The following is an 18,641-nucleotide window of genomic DNA, read 5'->3' as shown; positions in this document are numbered from 1 at the left end:
CATCCTTCGGATCGGTACAGGACCGCAGTTCCTCGGCGCCTCAGCGACCTTGGGGACAGAGTTTCTTACTAGATCAAGGCGACTCGCTGCGCTCGCCGCTGGCCCGTAGCTCCGGGCTTCTCAGGGTCGGCAGGGCAGTCTTCCTCAGAGGGAAAGGGCCGCGCACAGCGCGGCGGTGCCGGCCGTCGCCCGGCGCGGTCTGCGCCACCGGCTGGCCGCGCCGGTCGCCGTCCGCGCCCACAAGGTGGGGGAATCACAGGTCCGGGCTGGGCCAGGGGCGGTTGCGCGGATTGCCAGCCGAGCAGGCACAGACAGCCTCCGGCGGGGGCGCTCAGACTCTGGGATGGCGGAAACCCGAATGGCGACCGCGGGCAGTTCGTGGTGGAGGTGGGAGCTGCCGTCCCGTCCACCGTCGTTCCCGGCAGAGCCGAGCAGTCGCGGCCCAGGGCGTCAAGGCCGTTCGTACAGTGGCGCGCTCCACCTTGACGCCCCGAACCACGCCCGCTCCACGGTGTGCGGGACGACGGCAGACGGGATGGCAGCCAGGAGCATCGTGGCGAGGGCGCGGGCACATCGCACGCGGAATCAGGGGCGCGAGGAAATCCCTGATCTGGCATGCTGAGCCCGTGAACAGCCAAATCAGGAAGGACAATGCCGCGTAATCGGCCGTCCCAAGTCCGCGTAGCCGGAAGTCATCCCAGGCGGCAGCCGCATGAAATGCGGTTGCCTGGGCTACCCCGTGGCTCCGGAAAGCTCGCCGGAGCGGTCTCGCGCCTCGAACATGACCGACTCTGGCCTGGTGCGATAGCCCACGCCCTGCAGCAGTGGTCGCGAACGGCCCACCAACCCAAGCAGGCCCTGTCAGGCGGCTGTGGTTGCCCGTTGTGCAATCCCTTCTACACAACGGACGAGCGCGCTGTCCTAGAAATGGCCATCCATGCCCTTCCGCCACGGGCCGCGCGGGAACTTCGCCACCTGGTGGTCCCGCTCGATGACCTCTACATTGCCCGCACCTGGCCCGACCCGTTCGCCTCGCCCGACGACGGGTGGTGGGTACGACGCTGTTGGGGATGAGGCCCTCCGCGCCGTCGCCGTCAATACGGAAGACCAACCGTGCCCGATGCGTGCCCGATACGGCGGGCAATGACGCGGAACAGAGGAGGTCAGCGGTCAGCTATCCAGCACATGACATGACCTGTTCCCATAGGTCAGAGGTGGTATTCCTTGGTGATAGACCCGTGATTCCCAAGCTCAGGGCTTCAGCCGGATGTCTAGTGCGCGGTCGCTTGCCCGCCGTTCAGTGCCTTACTGATCTCTCGAAGATGTTCCTCGGGCAGAGCAAAGGCGTTGCTGGGGTTTCGGTATGAGTGCCCGCCGTCGTTGATGTAGATGCCGTCCGCCTGCCTCCAGTGAGCAGGAGCCCATTGGCCCTGGTTCTCAAGGAGCGTGTTCGCCACTTCAGCGGGCTCTTCGATCAACGTGAGAGCGGTGAGCGCGGCAGTGATGGTAGCGGCGGCCGCGTCGTCGGGCAGTCCCGCGTCGCCGAGTGTCGGGAAAAGCAGCAAGAGACGGGCGTCGGCGTCGTCAACGCCCTCTGTTGCCGGCTGTCGAGCAGCGGACAGCAACTCCGGCCAGGCCATGCCGGGCCCCATGAAGTGACCGTCATCCACGGCAAGGATTTCCGCTGCGGACCACGCCGGGTCATGTATCAGGTAGTCCACCCCGCGGTCGCCCTCGATGTTGCGGTAGACGACGTGGATGGTGTGCCCGGAGGACAAAGGCACGCTGAACACCGGCCACTCACGCTCTGAGGACAACACGCGATAGAGCTGCATGGCCGCGTCCCAGTCGGCACCGAACGCGGCGCGCTGCGCGTCCTCACCGCGCAAGCAGCTTCCTAGGTGTACCGGCCAGAACAGCGGATCGTCCAAGTAGGCGCTGCCCTGGGCCAGAGGGCCGTCTTCGTATCCGGGGATCTTCAGCACGGGAGGATGATGACACGAGGGACTGACACCGGGGCGCAGGACGTAGGGCATGAGGTCTGCCCTGTGCAAACAGATAGGACGCCTCCGGCCTCCGGAGCCTTTGCAGTACAGCAGCGTTGAGGTACTGGCCGGCACGGGGTGCGACGATAGCCGCATGGAAGACGCGCAGTTGCCAGCCGGATGGAGCCTTCAGCAGATTCGCGATCGTTCCGGCGACCTGCAAGCCACAGCGCTCAGTACGGACCGCAGAGTGATCCACTGCCCGGTCGGCGATCTTCCCGAAGAGGTGCTCGTGCCTGAGATCGTTCTCGGGTTCCACGGCCTCGCCATCGTCAAGGCCATCGGTGACGACGACTGGTACAGGGCAGTCTGAACGATGACGGCAGCATCGTCTGTTGGAGCGACTACGCCGAGCTTGACCAGCCCAACAGACCTCAGCGACCGTCGCGCCGGTAGTTCGCATCGAGAGGTCTGGCAGTTGAAAGGCCCGTGGAGGCGTTGGCGGAGCCGAGCGTTGAGCATGATGGTCGCTATGACCGAACAGTGGGGGACGGTTGTCGCGGCACTCATCGCAGCAGCCGCTGCCTTAGCAGGCGTACTCATGGGCCGCCGACAGGTCACGGACGAGGCGCAAGTGGAACACGAGCAGTGGCTCCGCGGGCAACGCCAAGAGGCGTACGTCACGTATCTAGATGCGGTCGATCAAGGGCTGACGCAGCTCGCCGACATCATCAACAGTGCGGACCGCTACGACGAGGCCGCCAACGAGGGGCACGAGTGGTACGAGATCTACGAGAGCATCGATACTCGCGGGGAAGAGGCCTGGGATTTGGTTCGCAAGCCACTCGAGCGCGTCTACCTGCTCGGTCCGGAAAAAGTGAACGCGGCTGCCGTTGAGGTGGATAACCGACTCGCCGACGTCAAAACGGTGGTGTGCTTCCACGAGGGCGATGCTCCCTGGCCGAACCTCGAGCTGTACCGAACAGCGAAGGGCTTCATGGACACGGCCCGACGGGGGTTCCTAGCCGTGACACGGGAGGTGATATGGACGGCTCCCCGGCCAAGACGCGTAGGGCCTTGGCGTCGCAGGTAGACAATAGATCAGAAGGCAGTTCATGGACCATCTGTGGACGAGCACTCGCTCGCAGGTCGGTTATGTGCCCGTGACCTGCACGCACGTCTGGGAGCGAAGGGCCCTCCGGAACCGCGTGTCTTCGGGCCTCACGTCGCCGCGGGCGGCTTGGTCTCGCCTCATGCCAGCTCCACAGAGCTATTGGGCCACGTACGGACCACAGACACCGGGGGCTGCATGGCGGACTACGACACGCACGCAAACAAGGCCCGAGAGCTGCTCGCAGGAATGAAATTCAGCCGCGCCCACTCAGAGTGGGGCATTGCGGCCGCGCAGGTCGAGGCGCTTCTCGCACTCGCGGCAGCGATCGCGGACCAGCGAACGGACCGCGACATTCGATGAGTCCGCACAGACGGACATGACGGCTCGACCAAAGGGGGCTGATCGGTGCGACGGGCGTGCCACAGCCGTGCCACATCGGACGGGGAATCGCGGTAGCGGACGGCGCCTGAACCGGGCGATGCCCCGCACCCGCCCCACGCAGGTCAGCGCGGATCATCGACACCCGTGCTCCTAAAGATCTGGTGTCGCAGGTTCGAATCCTGCCTGGGGCACCTTGGCAAAGGTGTCAGAGGACCACGCCACCAGCGAAACGCTGGGAACGGGGCCTCCGCGTGTCTCCAGCCATATGCCGCGGAAACGCCCCCTGGGTACCCCGATGTCGGGTGCAGTGCAGACATCGTTGTGGTTGCCGAAAGCAGCCACCGGTCGTTCAGTGCCATGGAGCGGAGACTACGATGCGCGAGCATTCGTCGGACGACGGGGGACCCGTGGCCTACCAGCTCAGCTTTTTCTGCCGCTCTGGAGAAGCGAGAGGAGACGAGGCACTTGATCGCCTGCTGGACTACCTGCTGGATACCGGCGAACCTCTGGTAGGCGAGTCGCTAGGCCCGTTCGATGATTCGGTGGCCGCGTTCAGACTCGGAACTAAGAGCAGTACCACCGACTGGTCAGTCGCGGACTTGCTGATGCTTGAAGTACACGTGGGCGTTGCGGAGATCGCAGAGTCGGTGATCGACACGTCCCCCAACGATGAGCATGGCATCTGGGGATGCGACCTGCTAGCCATCGTCACCCTCAGCGGAGACAAGCCGGATTGGCCCCTGGTGAATCGAATATGGGCCGCAGCGGTCAGCATCTGGAAGGCCGTTCCGTGGGACGAGTCCTCCGGGTTCGAGATCGCGGCCGGCGCGCCGCAGCCATGAGCTGAGCTGCGGGAGCGGGCTTCGCTGTCAGACGTGCGCTATACGGTCCGCTCCATGACGGAGAGACCAACGACGCACTGGCGCAGGGGCGTAGCCGAGGAGGCCGCAGAACTTGCCACCGGCACCCTGGATCCCGACTGCGCGTGCATGGCCGAACTCTTCCCCGAAGGACTTTTGCTAGAGACCGATGCCGTCCTCGACACGTTCGAGGCCGAGTTGACCGCGGTCGCCGGAGGAGGCGACGCGCAGATCTTCGCCGTGGTGGAGCGCGTCGTCCGAGCCCTGAACTCCGTGAACGAGGCGCACGACGAAGGCGCCTTCGAGACCGATGAGCGCGAGCGGTTGTGTGCCTACATCGATGAGGCCCTCACCGAGCAAGGAGTCGACGTCGCAGCCCTGACCGCCAGGCATGGGCTCGACCGGTACGCGGTCACGGACCAGTGGCGGGACTGGTGAGCGACTCCCTGGCCGTCTCAGTCTCCGTCTCATTCGCTGCCGTACGGCTCGGTTCAGGGGCGTACGGATCGCCGTCGCGACTGGGGCCCAGGATCGGTCTGAACGCTGGTGAACGCAGGTGGATCGGCCCCTGACCAGGGCAAACAGACTTGAAAGGCGTGCGGGACGGTGGGCTGTCAGTGCTCGGGCATACCGTCTGGCCCATGGCGAATAGACCCTCTGACAACTGGCGTGCCTATATGGCCGAGACAGCCCGCGAGGTGGCGGCCGGGACCTTGGCCCCGGAGTGCGCCAGCGTCGCGGATCTCTACCCCGAGTCGTTGCTGCGGGCGACAGACGCCGCCCTGGAGGCGTTTGAAAGGGAGGCGCACGCGCTGCGGGAGCCGTCCGACGAAGCTGTCTTCGGAACTGTCGAAAGGGTGGTTCTGGCACCCAACGCGATCGACGGGGACGGCCAGCATGGCGGCGCTGGCTTTTGCACGGAGGAGCGGGAGCAGCTGTGCCAGTACATCGACCTCACCCTGAGTGAGCTCGGTGTGGACGTGGCCATGCTGGCTGCGAGGCAGAGCATCAATCGATTGGAGATCACGGACTGCTGGCGCGACTGGTGACTGGTCTGGCCAAGAGCTACGGATCAGAATGTCGCCGTGCCACAGCCGTGCCTGATCGGGCGGGGACTCACGGGGAATCGCGGTAGAGGGCGGCGCCGGAGCCAGATCGTGCCCAGCGCCCGCCTAGCGCAGGTCAGCGCGGATCATCGACGCCTGTGCTCCTAAAGCAGAGGTGACCCTTGGCGACGATGTCAGTCCCTGATGGGATGGTTCTCGTATGGCTGACGTGGATAGCGCCCTTGAGGATGGCGACGCTGAGCAGGCGGTCATCGCGCGGTTTCGGCTTGCTGACGATGGGTTTGGTGCGCTGGGTGATCGAGTGACCGTCCGAGAGGCCCAGGGCATGCTGACCGAGGCTATCGAGCGCGCGGGAGTCGGTGAGTTTGACGGGAACGAGTTCGGGGGCGGCGAGGTGGTCCTTTATGCCTACGGTCCCGATGCTGGAGCGCTCTTCGGTGTCATGGAGCCGACCTTGCGCGGGCTTCCGTTTCGGCCGGCGCACGTCGTTCTGCGCTACGGATCCGCATCGGATCCCACGGTCGCTGAGGAACGGGTAGAGCTGTAAGCGATCCTCGCCCGCCTCCGTACAGCAACCACGCCGACCACAGCCGGCCGTCACCACCTCAGACGACCGGCTGACCGCCCGGCAGACCTCAGCGACCGTCGCGCCGGTAGTTCGGCATCGAGGGGGTCGGGGCAGCGCATGGCAGCTCTTTCAGATGACTATCCCGAAGCCGCAAAGCCGGCCTCCGCTGTACCGTGACCGCGTGGACGAGGAACCGGTGATCATCAAGCTCACACACGACCAGGCGTTCGTCCTGTCCGACTGGTTGTACGAGGTCATGATGCGGTCGGACAAGCTGGATGCCATCGTGCCCGATCGTGCGGTCTGGTCCGGAATCCATGCGATCTCTGGCACGTTGGAAACGACACTGCCCGAGGTCCTCATGCCGGACTACAACGGACGGCTGGAGCAGGCGCGACAACGGTTGATCGAGACCATGGCCGACGCGGATGACGGGCCGTCGCGCAGTCAGGGCAGCTAGGTTGCGGCCATGACCAACGACATCGTTCTGCACCTGGATCACGCCAGCGCCGAGGATCTTCACGAAGTTCTCTGGCTCGTAGGCGAACATATCGCAGCCGGCGCGCCCATCCCAGCTATGCCAAACCAGACCAGCGATCGGCTTGCCCAGATCATTCGGTCATTGGCAGACGCCCTCGGCAAGGGGCATCCCTACTCGTAGCCTCACGGCGTATTTGCGGGATGGCACATGAACTTGGCGCGTCAGCATCGCGGTGACCAGCGGGGATGTCTGGAACCCCTCCTGCCTCCGGAGCCGCAGGCGCTTATGCCGACAGCACGGTACGGTGCCGACATGATGGAGCTGCCAGCGAATCCGGCCAATGAAGTCGACAGCAGGGAAGCTCTGGTGGCGCACATCCTCGACCTGCGGGCGGATTTCCTCCGCCGCGGCGACGAGTGGGAGAACCCCACGCTTGAGCAGTACCTGGAAGCGCTGGCGCCCTGGATCAGGTCCTCGCCGAACTGGTATCGGAACTTCGGCCAGGAGATGCCGGTCGACGGCGATTGGACTTTCTTCGCACGGGCATTGAGCGCCGCGGAGATCTACGAGTAGCCGAACACCGTGCCCGTTGCGTGCCCGGTCAGCGCACCCGGATTTCCTCTTCGAGGACCCTGCGAGGTGGTGGGCTGGGCCTGGTCGTAGCCTGCCGCTATGACTGAGGCCCCGATGTGAGTGCCGCTCACGGTCGCTCGCCGCGGGGGCGTCGCCGCCCGCGCCCGGAATTCAGTGGACCTGTACTCCCGTGGGCGGTTAGCGTGCTCCCGCCCGCAGTCGCCCCTGGCAAGGACGTGGCAATGTACACCAAGTGAGACACCCCGAGCGCTGAAACCGTCGCGCGTCGCACCTGTGCGCCGTGCTCCTTTTCGCTGTGGTCTTCTCACTGGAACCGGTGTATCTCCATGTCCAGAACCTGGGTGGTAGTTCCCACCTGCCTGCCGATTGTTCTCCGCCGTTGCCACAGGTGCCCCTCCGGGCGCTTCCGGGCGCACGGCACTTTCCGCGTCAACGCCAACCACAAGCTCTTCGACGCCTGGCTCCCCAGCCTGGCAGCCGAACCGCTCCAGGACCCGGTCGTGCGGCGCCGCGGCCTGGGTTTCTCGGGTCGAGGTGACCGGCCGGCGTGGCAGTCGCCGTACGGTCCACCGTCGCACCGGGCGCACCGCGGCCGGTGGGCCCCCGTGCCGGGGGTGGCCAATCCGCGGTCCTCCTTGCCGCGCGAATACTTGTGCGGCCGGTGCGACTGATCGCCGAGGATTTCGGCTGTGCGAGCCGAGACCGGCAGGCTGCTCCTGACATCAACGTCCAGACGCCTCGGAGCACGGTTGCCGACCGGTCATGTTGTCTGATGTAGGCACGCGGCCTTGAGCGGAGCGGGCTCGGGTCTCCATCCGGGGTTGCATCCGCCTGGATCTCACAGGCGTCTCACGGACGAGTCGTCATGGATCCGGAATGGTCGTCATGGTGGTCCTCGTAGAACGGGACCTGACCTGGGTTACCTGGACTGCACGGGACCGGCAATGACAGACCGTCAAGCTCGGTCGAACGCTGGGGGTCAAGGGGTCGCAGGTTCAAATCCTGTCGTCCCGACGGTGTTTGCGCAGGTCAGAGGCCGTCTCCGCATTGCGGAGGCGGCCTCTGATGTCTGTATTGTCGGATCTCAAATGTGAGAGCTTGTGAGAGGCGCGGTGTGCTGCCGTCTTTCCGCAGGTCAGGGCCCCTTCGGGTGGGGATTCACTTGATTCGTTGCAGGTAACCACCGGGTGGCGATCCAAGCCGTGGACGCTCTCAACGGCTCCCGCTAGGAAGCCCGTTGGCTTTGGGACAGAGTTTCTCTACTAGATCAGGGCGTCTCGCTCCGCTCGCCGCAGGCCCGTAGCTCCGAACCTCTCAGGGTCTGCAAGGCAGTCTTCGCCGCCATGTCTGCGCCACCGGCGGACCGCGCCGGTCGCCGTCTGCGCCGACAAGGTGGGGGAAAAACAGGTCCGGGGCAGGGTCAGGAGCGGGGACGTGATTGCAGGGCGTGAACGCCCAGACGATGCCCTCCGGTGGGGGTGCTCAGACCCTGGGATGGCGGAAACCCGGATGGCGACCCCGGGCAGCTCGTACAGCAGCGCGATGATCACCAGCGCAGCATCCTAGCTCCCACCACTAGCTCAGAGCAGCGCCCACCTGCAGCGATGACTTTACGAGCCCGACACGTGCGCGGAGGTCGGCATCGTGTGATCACAGTTGCTGCACTTCGCTGGGAAACCGGTGGCCGGAAATGAGATCCGGAGCCTACGGCCGCAGTCGGGCAAGACGGCGGGAGGGTATCGGCCTTGCGACGCATTTCCTCCGCATCACCCGCTCCCTGATCATGCTGCCGTCAGCCGCTTGAGGCAGTGGGACGGGTCGGCGCTGGACCTCTATTGAAGGGCCTGCTCGTATAGCAGGGTCATGGCTTCGTGGTCATGCCGCGGCCGCGCGGTGCGGCCGTCCGCCTCGATCACGGAGTGGGCCGTTTCGAGCCAGTGCGGGTCCAGCGGTCGACCCGCCCTACGCCATTGCTGTCCGACCACGTCGAGGTAGCGATGGCGGGTGCCCGGCGAGCGTGGGCTGAGGCTGTGCAGGCAGATCCACAGTGCCTCGCTGTGGCAGGCGGAGAACGACTCGCCCGTCTCCCACAACTCCACCAGTACCTGTGCGGCGGAGCGTGCCCGGCCGCTTTTCACCCCGGCGAAACTGGTGAGGAGGACTCCGTCACCGGCGTCCACCAGGCCCCGGGCGAAGTTCAGCAGCGCGTCTGTGTCCTCGTCACACAGCAGGTCGGCGTCGTGAACCAGACGGCTGTGGTCGCGGTGACGCCAACCGCAGAAGTCACGGTAGCGGTGGGAGGGTCCCCAGCCCTGGCTCCAGTACACATCCGGGGCGGAAGGGGGTGTGCGGGTGACCGGATCCGCACAGTCGGTCAGAGGCCGCTCGTCGTCAGCGGGGTCGAGGCGCCGCACCTGGATCTCACGGCGCTCGCCCTGCCACACCCGCCGCACGTCTACCAGGCCGGCGAACGCGGTCCACTCCGACGGCAGCATCTGAGACTTGAACAGCAAAGCGATGCCGCGCCACGCGGCCACCGGGTCGCGGGCGTCCGGGAAGAGATCGCACCCCGTTACATGCCTGTCCAAGGCGTGCACCAGCAGGAGGAGGTTCGCGGCGTACAGCGCATGCCGTGCGGGAATGGTGCGTGGGGCCGGACGGTAGTCGGTGTAGACATCCGCTATGCGTTCCTGCATCGCTTCCCTGAACAAGGACAGGAGCAGCGACAGCGTCTCGTCCGCCACGTGGCCCGCACGGTCGTGCAGCCCCTGCTCGAGGAAGCCGAGGAGGTAACGGCCGGTACACAGCGCGGAGAACGACAACAACGCATGCAGGAAGGTGTCGTCGAGTGCCGGCTTTCGGACGCGGCCAGCCTGCGCCCGCTCCGATTCCGCCAAGGCGGTCAGCTCGCTGACGATGAGCCGGGCTGCAAGGTACTCGCCGAAGGTGGCATGCAGGAACTCGTAGGAGTGCAGTGTCTCGGCATCGCGAAGGGCCTCGGTCCGGTGGACGAAGAAGAAGCGTCCGACGGTCACTTGGCCGCGGCTGAGGCCTGCTCGCAGCCCCGCGTCCGCCGCGGGGAGCGACTCCTCTGGCAGCAGCGCCTTCAGGTCGGTGTCGAGTTCGTCACCCGTGACCCATTGGCGTCCGCGGTTGGCCATGGCCAGCGCGGCCACCGACAGCCGCAGCAGTTCGAGTTCGACCGCCTTCGCTATCGCTTGCTCCGAAAGCGATGGCCCGTGCTTGATGACCTCGCGCCGGGCGAAGCGCGCGAGGAGCCTTTCGTAGAGCTCGTAACTGGCCAGGTGATGGTGGGTCTGTCCCTGGAACGCGTTGTCCTCAGCATCGTAGAGGGCGAGCAGCAGCAGCAGTAGTGGTTGACTGGCCAAGTCGGGTTGGACGAGGGCGTGGTGTCAGCGGCAGCAGACCGCGATCGGCGAAGTAGGCGGCGTTGCGGCCGTTCCAGATCTGCAACCATTGGGTGGTCTGGCGGGGGGTGAAGGGCTCGATTCGGATGGCGACGCCGTCGGGAGTCAGCCGGGCCCGGTCCGCGACCGCTGTCCGACTGGTGACCAGGACGGCGAGCGGCCGGCCGCAGCCGACCTCCCGGCGCTGGAAGTCGGCGACTCGTTCCATGTAGTCGGACTGGTTCAGGCCGGTCGCCTGCAGGAGTTCGTCGAAGCCGTCGAGCAGCACCACAGGCAGCGCGTTCCCGGCGGCACGCACCAGGTCCGGCCAGTCGAGGCGCTCGCCGGTGGACTGTCGCACTGCTGTTTCGATCTGCCGCTGGATGTCGGCGTCCGCAGGGACCGCGCGCAGAGTGACCCGGACCACGAGGAAGTCGGCAGCGGGCAAACTGGCGGCCAGGACCTTCGTCAGGAGGGACTTGCCAGCGCCGGGCTGTCCCAGCAGGAGTACAGGTGCGGCGACGGCCTGGGGCGCGGTGAGGAAATCAGCAAGGAAGGCGTCGAGCCCCGGTCGAACGTCACGGGCCGCCCACTCCTCCTCGACTGTCAGGTCGTCGCCTGTGGTGAACTCACGGATCCGGAAGTCTGGACTCAGATAGGCCTCGCGCAGGGTGGGGATGGCCATCCCATCGGCGCCCTCCTCAACGCCCAGCACCGGAGCATCCAGCGCAGCGGCGCCGGCATGGCCCAGTCCCGCGAGCCGTGCGGGCGGAACGCCGCCCTCGGCGAGGCGGGTGACGATGTCGGTCAGGCTCCGCACGCTCTCGCGGGTCGCCCGGTGATCCGTGCGGTCCGTCCAAAACGTCAGCTCAGTGAATTGTGCCGCCAGTTGGCGGTACAGCTCCTCATAGCGGACCAGCGCTCTGTCCAGCACCTGGCCCTCGAACAGGTCCTGGGTCCGCTGCCGGTCCGCTGCGTTCAGGGTGTCCCAGACCGCGCAGCCGGCCACGAAGGCGCTCATCCGCCGGGATGCCGCGTGGTAGAAGTCGCGGAGGGCAAGGAGTGTGGACTCATAGGGCTGGTGGGGGGCAGGTAACGGCACCCCGGTGCGCAACAAGTGGTCGGCCACGTCTACCAGCCGCCTGTCCAGTGGTGCGTCGCCTGTTGCCAGCCGCACCGCGTCCAACCGGCCGACGGTGAGTTGGCCGACGTCGAAGGGGAAGGGGGTCTCCGCAAGCGCCTCGCCGTACGCCGCCACGACGATCACCGCGTGCGCGGCGGCGAGGCGCTCGGTGCGGCCGAACCGGCCCAGACCGCTCAAGCGCTCGCCAAGCCCGCTGACCAGCGATCTGCTGAGTGAAATGATCTGCGATTCAGCCCCGAACAAGCCAAGAACCAGGCCCGGTACGGGCCCTGCGGTAATGGTCAGCGCCTCTCCGACCGCCCCTTCCAGAGCGGCCGCCACCGGCCCGCTACCCCCGAGCAGTCGGACGGCGTCGGCGTATCGCAGCGGTCTGGACATCCCATCATCCCCCAATTCACGCGTATCCCGCCTCATCCATACCCCGGCGCGTACATCAACACCGGACTCGTCGTCCCACATCGCAAACGGCCGGGCCGGGCGCTGTTGCCGGGTGAGGAGACCGACAATGCTGAGCACCGAAAACTCCGCGCCCGCGTCGAGCACGCCTTCGCCCGCATGAAGAACTACAAGATCCTCCGGGACTGCCGACAGCGCGGCGACGGACTCCACCACGCTGTACAAGCCGTAGCCCCATGCACAACCTCGCCCTCGCCGCTTGACCAAGACCCTCCGCAAATGAGCCCTGACCTGTCCATACGCGGAGATCTGCAACGCGCTTCAGAGCGGGGCCAGGGGTCGTGGTGTACAGGTGATTGAGGCGAGTCGCCACGCCGACGTCGCTGTGGTGGGTGCGTTCCATCCGGCTGGTCAGTTCGTCACGCTCGCGCTCGAGGCGGGCCACTCGCTCGATCTGATCCCGCACGTAGAGTTCAGGGAGTCATCGATGCGGGCGAGGTACTCCTCTAGGCGTGCCTCGCCTGCGGCTGGCCAGCGGATGGCGTCGGCGTGGTCGGTGATGTACGACGAGGCGGCTGCGCGAACGGCACTCCCGGTCAGCACCTACTTCCTCAAACGCCAACTGACCCTGCACGGTGTCAGCTTCGACCGGGTCCGCGCCGACCGTGTCCTCAGCGAGGCTCTCGCCACCGGAGCCGACCCAGTCCACCTGAGCACGCTGTTCGACCTCTCCGAGACCACGCCGTGAAGTACGCGATCCCCGCCCGGTAACTCCTCTTCGAACCGATCAGGAGCCGAACCGAAAGTCACAACCCGGCACAACGGCAGGTAACAGCCCGAGTTCCCACGGAGAACCTTTCAGAGATCCTGAACTCCAGGCCGAGCCGGGACCAGGGGCTTCGCCCCGATCCCGAAAACGGTGGGCTGTCGAGTAGACCTATGGAAGGCCCATGCTCCACCGGCGTCTCGCGCGTGACTACGAAACCCTTCCCACCGCTGCGAAGCCGTGATCCACCTGCCATGGCCGACCTCATGGTCCGCCGCCTCACCGGCGAGAGCAGGCCAGGGCAGATTTTCGTGCCGATGGGGGGCAGGCATACTGCTCCCTACCGGCACGATCAGAAAGTGCGTCAGGGCACGGAAGGTGCAGGAGTACGGGCATGCGAAGGGACGCTCACCGGTGGGCACCTGCGACCTGTGCGCCGACGGCTCACCGAGGGGTGCCAGCTGGGCGTCGTCCCGGACTCCTCCGTGATCCACGCCCAGAGCCCGGCGCGCGACGGCCGGCGACTGGTCGTCGCCTGCTCCCCCGAGCACCTGGCCGTCCTGCGGCAGGAGTACCGCAACCGTCCGTATGTGCCCGAGGAGCTGTGGGCCGGGCAGATCGACCGCGCACTGGCACTTCAGCCCCAGGCGCTCACCCGTGATGACCTGAAGGCGGCCCCCGGCCTCAGCCACCTGGAAATCCAGCGCGCCCTGGCCTGGAAGAGGCACCGCGACCGGCGACGTACGAGCAAGACCCGCAAACACCCGAAGTCGGTTGAAGGACCCGACCGTCCATCTGATCCCTTGCCGGTGCTGCCGCTGCCGCTGCCGGTGCGGGTCGGACGGCGCGGCGGCTTGTGGAGTGGGGTGAACACCCTACCGTCCGTCGATGGGGTCGGTCGGACCTCCGGAGGGTCCTGGTAGGCCCTGCTGCGCCCACTCCGGCTGCCTCAATGTGGAAGGTGGGACCGGTTCCCGCCGGGTCGTGTCGCCCCCTGATCCATCTGCCGAGAAGACGTGAGACCGTGCAGCACCGCACCGTACGAGATGTCATGACCCACCAGGTTGTGAGCGCCGACGCAGAGTGTTCCGTCAAGGAGCTTGTCGGCATGCTGGCCGACAACGACATCAGCGCTGTGCCGGTGGTCGATGGCCAGGGCAGGCCGGTCGGTGTCGTCTCCGAGGGGGATCTGCTGCAGAATCAGGCCTCCCGGCCGGACCCGCTGGGGCACGGGCAGCTCGCCGGCCCCTCGGGCCGGACAGGTGTCCAGCCCGAGACCGCCGTCGGCCTGATGACCGGCCCTGCGCTCACCGCCCGGCCGGAATGGTCGGTCGTCGAGGCCGCCCGCGCGATGGAGCGTGACGGAGTGAAGCGCCTCGTGGTTGTCAACGAGATCGGGCGACTGGCGGGCATCGTGAGCCGGAGCGACCTACTGCGTGTCTTCCTGCGCACCGACCGCTTCATCCGGGAGGAGATCGTCAGCGATGTCCTCGGCAGAACGCTGCAGATCGCCGAGGGCGCGGTCCAGGTCCAGGTGCAGGAGGGCGTGGTCACCCTCCGCGGAACGCTCGGCCTGCGCAGCCTGGGCCTGCTCGTGGTCCGGCTCTCGGAGAGCGTCGACGGGGTGGTGAACGTCCACGATCTGATGCTCTTCGACGTCGACGACGCCCCGGCCCCCCTGGAACCGTCGGCCGCGCTGCCGGCGACCCCGTGACCGTTCTCGCATCCGCACCGCGGGCCACCGGTTCCGGAATCACCGCGGCGGCCGGCCGGTCCGGCGACGACGCCCTCCGGGCGGCGGATACGACGCGCGACGGTCTGTCGGCGCGCGAGGCGGCCGAACGGCTGCGCACCTGGGGGCCGAATGCGGTCACCTCCCACCGGGCCAGGCTGCCGGCGGTGCTGTGGCGTCAGCTGCGCTCTCCCTTGCTGGGGCTGCTGCTCGCGGCGGCGACGGCCTCCTACTTCGTCGGGCAACGCGGTGATGCCGTGATCATCGGCGCCATCGTGGCCCTGTCGGTGGGGCTCGGCTTCGTGAACGAGTACCGCGCGGAGAAGGCCGCCGAGGCGCTGCACGGCCAGATCCACCACCAGGCGGTGGCGCTGCGGGACGGAAACCCCTGCAAGGTCGACGTCACCGAGCTGGTGCCGGGCGATGTGGTCGAGCTGAGGCTCGGGGAGATCGTTCCGGCCGACATCCGGCTTCTTGACGTCGTCAGTCTGGAGTGCGACGAGTCGGTCCTGACGGGTGAGTCGCTTCCGCTGCCCAAGGGCACGTCTGCGGTGCCGTCCGGTACTCCGCTGGCCGAGTTGTCGGGCTGCGCTCTGATGGGCACGGTCGTGCATGCCGGCAGCGGCCGGGGAGTGGTGGTGACCACCGGCGCCGCTACGGAGTTCGGGAAGATCGCGGCGGGCCTGGGCACGCACCAGTTGGAGACCGAGTTCCAAGTCGGACTGCGCCGGTTCTCGATGTTGTTGGTCTACGTCGCGGGTGCGCTGACCACGTCGATCTTCGCCGTCAACGTCCTGCTGCACAAACCGCTTCTGGAAGCGCTGTTGTTCTCGCTGGCGATCGCCGTCGGGATCACGCCGCAGTTGCTGCCGGCCGTGGTGTCGACGAGTCTGGCCGCCGGGTCCCGGCGGATGAGCCGACGGAAGGTGCTGGTCAAGCGGCTGGTGTGCATCGAGGACCTCGGGGACGTCGATGTGCTGTTCACCGACAAGACGGGCACGCTGACCGAAGGCCGGATCGACTTCATGCGGGCGCTGCCCGCCGACGGCTCCACGGCGGACGAGTTGCTGCGCTGGGGACTGTTGTGCACGGAGAGCGGCGGTGCGGGCGGTCCGGCGGTGGGAGGCAATCCGCTGGACGCGGCCCTGTGGGAGTCGGCCGCGTCGCAGAGCCTGCGCGGGACCCTGGCGGGCAGTACTCGGCTCGGTTTGCTGCCGTTCGACCACGACCGGCGCATGGTCTCCGCCGTGGTGCGTGACAGCGCGGGTGTGACGACGCTGGTCACCAAGGGCGCTCCTGAGAGCGTGCTGGAGCGCTGCGTGGACGTACCCGACGCGGCCCGCGAAGCGCTGGCCGCCGAGTTCGCCGCAGGGAACCGCGTGGTCGCCGTGGCCACTCGTACCCCGGTGGGTGAGGAACGGCCCACTGCCGTGGATGAACGAGGCCTGCGTCTCGCCGGCCTGTTGGTCTTCCTCGACCCGCCCAAACCCGACGCGGCCGCGGCGCTGCTGAGGCTGGCCGGTCTCGGGATCACGGTCAAAGTCGTCACGGGGGACAATCCCGCGGTCGCGGTCAAGGTCTGCGACGACCTCGGACTGCCGGCCGGACGGGGGCTGACCGGTGTGGATCTCGACGCGCTGGACGACGCCGAACTCGCCGCGGCGATCGTGCGCACCACCGTCTTCGCCCGGGTCAGCCCTGAGCACAAGGCACGTATCGTCCGGATCCAGCGGACGACCGGCGGTGACGTCGCGTTCCTGGGCGACGGTGTCAACGACGCGCTGGCTCTGCACGCCGCCGACGTGGGCATCTCCGTGGAGTCCGGCACCGATGTGGCGAAGGACGCCGCGGACGTGATCCTGCTGGAGAAGGACTTGGACGTGCTCGCGGACGGTGTGGTGGAGGGGCGGCGAATCTTCGCCAACACCATCAAGTACGTCCTCATGGGCACGTCCAGCAACTTCGGCAACATGTTCAGCGCGGCCGGTGCGTCGTTGTTCCTGGGCTTCCTGCCGATGCTGCCGTCCCAGATCCTGCTCAACAACCTGCTCTACGACACCAGCCAGCTGGCGATCCCCACCGACCATGTCGACGAGGAGCAGCTGCGCAGGCCCTCGCACTGGGACATCGGGTTCATCCGCCGCTTCATGGTCTGCTTCGGTCCGATCAGCTCGGTGTTCGACTTCGCCACGTTCGGCGTCATGCTGTGGGTCTTCCACTCCGGACCGGTCCAGTTCCGCACCGGCTGGTTCGTGGAGTCCTTGGCCACCCAGGCGTTGGTGATCTTCGCGATCCGCACCCGTCGCAGCCCGTTCTGGCGCAGCCGTCCCAGCCTGCCGCTGACAATGGCCGCCTTCGGGGTGGTCGCGGTGGGAGCGGTACTGCCGGCAACACCCCTGGCACACACACTCGGCTTCGCGCCGCTTCCGCTGGGCTTCTTCGCCGCACTGGTGGCCATGGTGGTCTGCTATCTGGGTCTCATCGAGATCGGGAAACGGCTCTTCTACCGGCAGGAGTCCGCCGCTCCGACCGCTCCGGCCGATCCGATCCGCAAGCGGGACCCCTGGCGGCATCTGCGGCGTCGTGGGGCCGGCTTCAGTGTTCCCGGCCGGTTGAGCCATCGCCGGCACCTCGTACGGGGCGGCTGAACAGGGAAGGTCGGACCTGTGCGGATGAGCCCCGGGGCTCATCCGCACAAGTTGACCGGCCACACTCCTCAGGTCCGTGGAGTGCCTTTTCGTGGACCCGGATTCAGCGCAGCCGGCGCAGGTACGGATCGTGGACGAGATGGGGCAGCAGGCGGATGCGGGCGTCGAGCGCGGTGACGCCGCTGGGCCCGGCGACGACCGTCACAAGGGCGGCTTCCGCGAGTTGTGGCAGGTCTTCGGCCATCCGGGACAATCGCAGCAGTAGCGTCTTCAGCCCCTCGATGTCCGCGCTACCGCCGTGGCGCCCGAGGAGCAGCGAGGAGCAGCGCGGGTCGGCGAGCATCGCTCGCGCGTCACGCTCGGTGAGTGGGGCGAGCTGGGCGGCCGGTTCGGCGGGCGGATCGCAGGTGATACCACCGGGCCCGCACAGGATCAGGGGACCGAAGACGTCGTCCTGTTTGATTCCGGAGATCAGCTCGATCCCGCGTTCGACCATGGGGCGGACGAGGACACCGGTCATGGCGTCACCGAAGCGGCTCTTGAGCTCTCGGTACGCGGCCCGCACTTCTGTCTCGCCCACCAGGCCGAGCAGGACAGCGTCGTGGCCGCTCCCGGGCGGAAGACCGGGACCGTACGCCGTCAGTGCGACGTGTCCGCGGGGCCCGGTGAGCCGGACGGCCGCCTCGGCGGCCGACTGCTCGCCGTCCGCCCGGGCCTCGGGCGGACGCGGGATTCCGTAGCGGTCCAGCAGCTCCGAACAGGCTTCCGGATCGAGCCGGCCGCCGTGCGGGTTGACGGCCAGGAAGGCGTCGACGAGTGCGTGCGCTCCGGCGGTGTCGATGTCCGGGAGCTCCGGCGTCGTGCCGGACGGTTGCGCGAGCCAGCGGCCGCGGGCCGCGGCGTGTGCCAGTGCTCGGGCGGCGGAGTGCGGGGCGGAGTACGCGGGCACCGCTCCGCCGGTCGCGTGCAACAGGCGGACGGGCTCCGGCTGGTCGAGGAGGACGGCGGTAACGGTCCGCGAGCGTCGGATCGTCGTGGACTGCGTCAGTGCTCTGACGAGGTCGTCGCCGGTCGCCTCGGACAGCGCGGTGGGCACCAGGACCACCATGACGGCGTCCAGGGCGCCGTGTGCGGCGAGTCGGTCGACGCACGCACGGAGCGCGGGCTCGCTCACGGCGACGGTCACGTCGACGGGATTGGTGGCCTGCGCGCCGTGTGGAAGCAGTCCGACAAGCTCGGCGGTCAAAGCGGCGGGGAGTTCGAGGACGGTCAGTCCGGCCGCTTGGCAGGCGTCGGCTGCCATGGTGCCCGCGCCGCGTGAGTTCGACACCACGGCGACGTTGGTGCCGGGCGGCAGTGGTTGGGAGTGGAGCATGGCCGCGGTGTCGAGGAGTTCGCCAAGGGTGCGGGTGGCGATGACTCCGGCTTGGGTGAACAGCGCCTGCCGGGTCGTGGCCGGGACGTCATGGTCCGCGCTGCCGGCGGCGTCCGGACGCCG

General features: G+C 67.4%; 18 protein-coding genes and 2 pseudogenes. 16 read left to right on the top strand and 4 right to left on the bottom strand.

Annotated elements, in window-relative coordinates; all coding sequences use genetic code 11:
* Positions 1–1,271 precede the first annotated feature (1,271 nt).
* Positions 1,272–1,985, bottom strand: a complete 714-nt coding sequence (locus O3X23_RS06205; RefSeq protein WP_269270125.1) for a hypothetical protein — start codon at positions 1,983–1,985, stop codon at positions 1,272–1,274.
* Between the two features lie 154 nt (positions 1,986–2,139).
* On the opposite strand from O3X23_RS06205, the gene O3X23_RS06200 reads away from it, so the two are divergent.
* From O3X23_RS06200 to O3X23_RS06155, 10 genes are all read left to right on the top strand, one after another.
* Positions 2,140–2,358 (top strand): hypothetical protein, encoded by a 219-nt coding sequence (locus O3X23_RS06200; RefSeq protein ID WP_269270124.1) that lies wholly within the window; start codon positions 2,140–2,142, stop codon positions 2,356–2,358.
* Between the two features lie 159 nt (positions 2,359–2,517).
* On the top strand, positions 2,518–3,078 hold the full coding sequence (locus O3X23_RS06195; protein ID WP_269270123.1) for a hypothetical protein: 561 nt from the start codon (positions 2,518–2,520) through the stop codon (positions 3,076–3,078).
* Between the two features lie 216 nt (positions 3,079–3,294).
* Positions 3,295–3,459 (top strand): hypothetical protein, encoded by a 165-nt coding sequence (locus tag O3X23_RS06190; RefSeq protein ID WP_269270122.1) that lies wholly within the window; start codon positions 3,295–3,297, stop codon positions 3,457–3,459.
* Positions 3,460–3,854: 395 nt separating this feature from the next.
* Positions 3,855–4,322, top strand: coding sequence for a hypothetical protein (locus O3X23_RS06185; protein WP_269270121.1), 468 nt, complete (start codon positions 3,855–3,857; stop codon positions 4,320–4,322).
* A 54-nt stretch (positions 4,323–4,376) separates the two neighbouring features.
* A complete protein-coding gene (locus tag O3X23_RS06180) occupies positions 4,377–4,778 on the top strand; it encodes a hypothetical protein (protein ID WP_269270120.1) in 402 nt (133 codons plus the stop codon).
* A 239-nt stretch (positions 4,779–5,017) separates the two neighbouring features.
* Positions 5,018–5,389 carry a hypothetical protein gene (locus O3X23_RS06175; RefSeq protein WP_269270119.1) on the top strand — a complete coding sequence of 124 codons (372 nt, stop codon included), beginning with the start codon at positions 5,018–5,020 and terminating at the stop codon, positions 5,387–5,389.
* 217 nt (positions 5,390–5,606) lie between these two features.
* A complete protein-coding gene (locus tag O3X23_RS06170; protein ID WP_269270117.1) occupies positions 5,607–5,954 on the top strand; it encodes a hypothetical protein in 348 nt (115 codons plus the stop codon).
* Between the two features lie 202 nt (positions 5,955–6,156).
* On the top strand, positions 6,157–6,435 hold the full coding sequence (locus tag O3X23_RS06165) for a hypothetical protein (RefSeq protein WP_269270116.1): 279 nt from the start codon (positions 6,157–6,159) through the stop codon (positions 6,433–6,435).
* Positions 6,436–6,444: 9 nt separating this feature from the next.
* A complete protein-coding gene (locus tag O3X23_RS06160) occupies positions 6,445–6,636 on the top strand; it encodes a hypothetical protein (protein ID WP_269270115.1) in 192 nt (63 codons plus the stop codon).
* 132 nt (positions 6,637–6,768) lie between these two features.
* A complete protein-coding gene (locus tag O3X23_RS06155) occupies positions 6,769–7,029 on the top strand; it encodes a DUF7660 family protein (RefSeq protein WP_269270114.1) in 261 nt (86 codons plus the stop codon).
* Positions 7,030–8,882: 1,853 nt separating this feature from the next.
* Here O3X23_RS06155 and O3X23_RS06145 read toward each other — a convergent pair.
* Positions 8,883–10,439 carry a hypothetical protein gene (locus O3X23_RS06145; RefSeq protein ID WP_269270113.1) on the bottom strand — a complete coding sequence of 519 codons (1,557 nt, stop codon included), beginning with the start codon at positions 10,437–10,439 and terminating at the stop codon, positions 8,883–8,885.
* Positions 10,390–11,979 (bottom strand): NACHT domain-containing protein, encoded by a 1,590-nt coding sequence (locus O3X23_RS44085; RefSeq protein WP_443047785.1) that lies wholly within the window; start codon positions 11,977–11,979, stop codon positions 10,390–10,392. The genes O3X23_RS06145 and O3X23_RS44085 overlap by 50 nt, the downstream gene beginning before the upstream one ends.
* A 45-nt stretch (positions 11,980–12,024) precedes the next feature.
* Between O3X23_RS44085 and O3X23_RS06140 the strand changes: the two are divergent.
* The 6 genes and pseudogenes from O3X23_RS06140 to mgtA form a co-directional block, all read left to right on the top strand.
* Positions 12,025–12,260 (top strand): annotated as a pseudogene (locus O3X23_RS06140) (transposase family protein); the annotation flags it as partial.
* Positions 12,261–12,349: 89 nt separating this feature from the next.
* Entirely contained in the window at positions 12,350–12,745 is a 396-nt protein-coding gene (locus O3X23_RS06135; RefSeq protein WP_198358243.1) for a hypothetical protein, read from the top strand.
* Between the two features lie 138 nt (positions 12,746–12,883).
* Positions 12,884–13,056, top strand: a pseudogene (locus tag O3X23_RS43925) (IS5 family transposase); the annotation flags it as partial.
* A gap of 138 nt (positions 13,057–13,194) precedes the next feature.
* Positions 13,195–13,686 (top strand): hypothetical protein, encoded by a 492-nt coding sequence (locus O3X23_RS06130; RefSeq protein WP_269270112.1) that lies wholly within the window; start codon positions 13,195–13,197, stop codon positions 13,684–13,686.
* A 128-nt stretch (positions 13,687–13,814) separates the two neighbouring features.
* Positions 13,815–14,477: a CBS domain-containing protein gene (locus O3X23_RS06125; RefSeq protein WP_331283880.1), complete on the top strand. Its 663-nt coding sequence runs from the start codon at positions 13,815–13,817 to the stop codon at positions 14,475–14,477.
* Positions 14,474–17,143, top strand: a complete 2,670-nt coding sequence (gene mgtA / locus O3X23_RS06120) for a magnesium-translocating P-type ATPase (RefSeq protein WP_269270110.1) — start codon at positions 14,474–14,476, stop codon at positions 17,141–17,143. Before O3X23_RS06125 ends, mgtA begins: the two co-directional genes overlap by 4 nt.
* 103 nt (positions 17,144–17,246) lie before the next feature.
* Here the strand turns inward: mgtA and O3X23_RS06115 are convergent.
* A partial coding sequence (locus O3X23_RS06115; protein ID WP_269270109.1) for an acetate--CoA ligase family protein occupies positions 17,247–18,641 on the bottom strand: 1,395 nt, incomplete at its 5' end.

Source organism: Streptomyces sp. H39-S7, assembly GCF_027158205.1.
GTDB lineage: Bacteria > Actinomycetota > Actinomycetes > Streptomycetales > Streptomycetaceae > Actinacidiphila.
Note: the sequence above shows the minus strand (reverse complement) of the source record. Positions and strands in the feature narration are given on the sequence as shown.

What these genes read in the sequence shown, in the direction of transcription:
- O3X23_RS06170 (WP_269270117.1), top strand. Translation starts at nt 5,607, where the DNA reads ATGGCTGACGTGGATAGCGCCCTTGAGGATGGCGACGCTGAGCAGGCG.
- O3X23_RS06195 (WP_269270123.1), top strand. Translation starts at nt 2,518, where the DNA reads ATGACCGAACAGTGGGGGACGGTTGTCGCGGCACTCATCGCAGCAGCC.
- O3X23_RS06175 (WP_269270119.1), top strand. Translation starts at nt 5,018, where the DNA reads ATGGCCGAGACAGCCCGCGAGGTGGCGGCCGGGACCTTGGCCCCGGAG.
- O3X23_RS06155 (WP_269270114.1), top strand. Translation starts at nt 6,769, where the DNA reads ATGATGGAGCTGCCAGCGAATCCGGCCAATGAAGTCGACAGCAGGGAA.
- O3X23_RS06180 (WP_269270120.1), top strand. Translation starts at nt 4,377, where the DNA reads ATGACGGAGAGACCAACGACGCACTGGCGCAGGGGCGTAGCCGAGGAG.
- O3X23_RS06200 (WP_269270124.1), top strand. Translation starts at nt 2,140, where the DNA reads ATGGAAGACGCGCAGTTGCCAGCCGGATGGAGCCTTCAGCAGATTCGC.
- O3X23_RS06160 (WP_269270115.1), top strand. Translation starts at nt 6,445, where the DNA reads ATGACCAACGACATCGTTCTGCACCTGGATCACGCCAGCGCCGAGGAT.
- O3X23_RS06125 (WP_331283880.1), top strand. Translation starts at nt 13,815, where the DNA reads ATGACCCACCAGGTTGTGAGCGCCGACGCAGAGTGTTCCGTCAAGGAG.
- O3X23_RS44085 (WP_443047785.1), bottom strand. Translation starts at nt 11,979, where the DNA reads ATGTCCAGACCGCTGCGATACGCCGACGCCGTCCGACTGCTCGGGGGT.
- O3X23_RS06190 (WP_269270122.1), top strand. Translation starts at nt 3,295, where the DNA reads ATGGCGGACTACGACACGCACGCAAACAAGGCCCGAGAGCTGCTCGCA.
- O3X23_RS06185 (WP_269270121.1), top strand. Translation starts at nt 3,855, where the DNA reads ATGCGCGAGCATTCGTCGGACGACGGGGGACCCGTGGCCTACCAGCTC.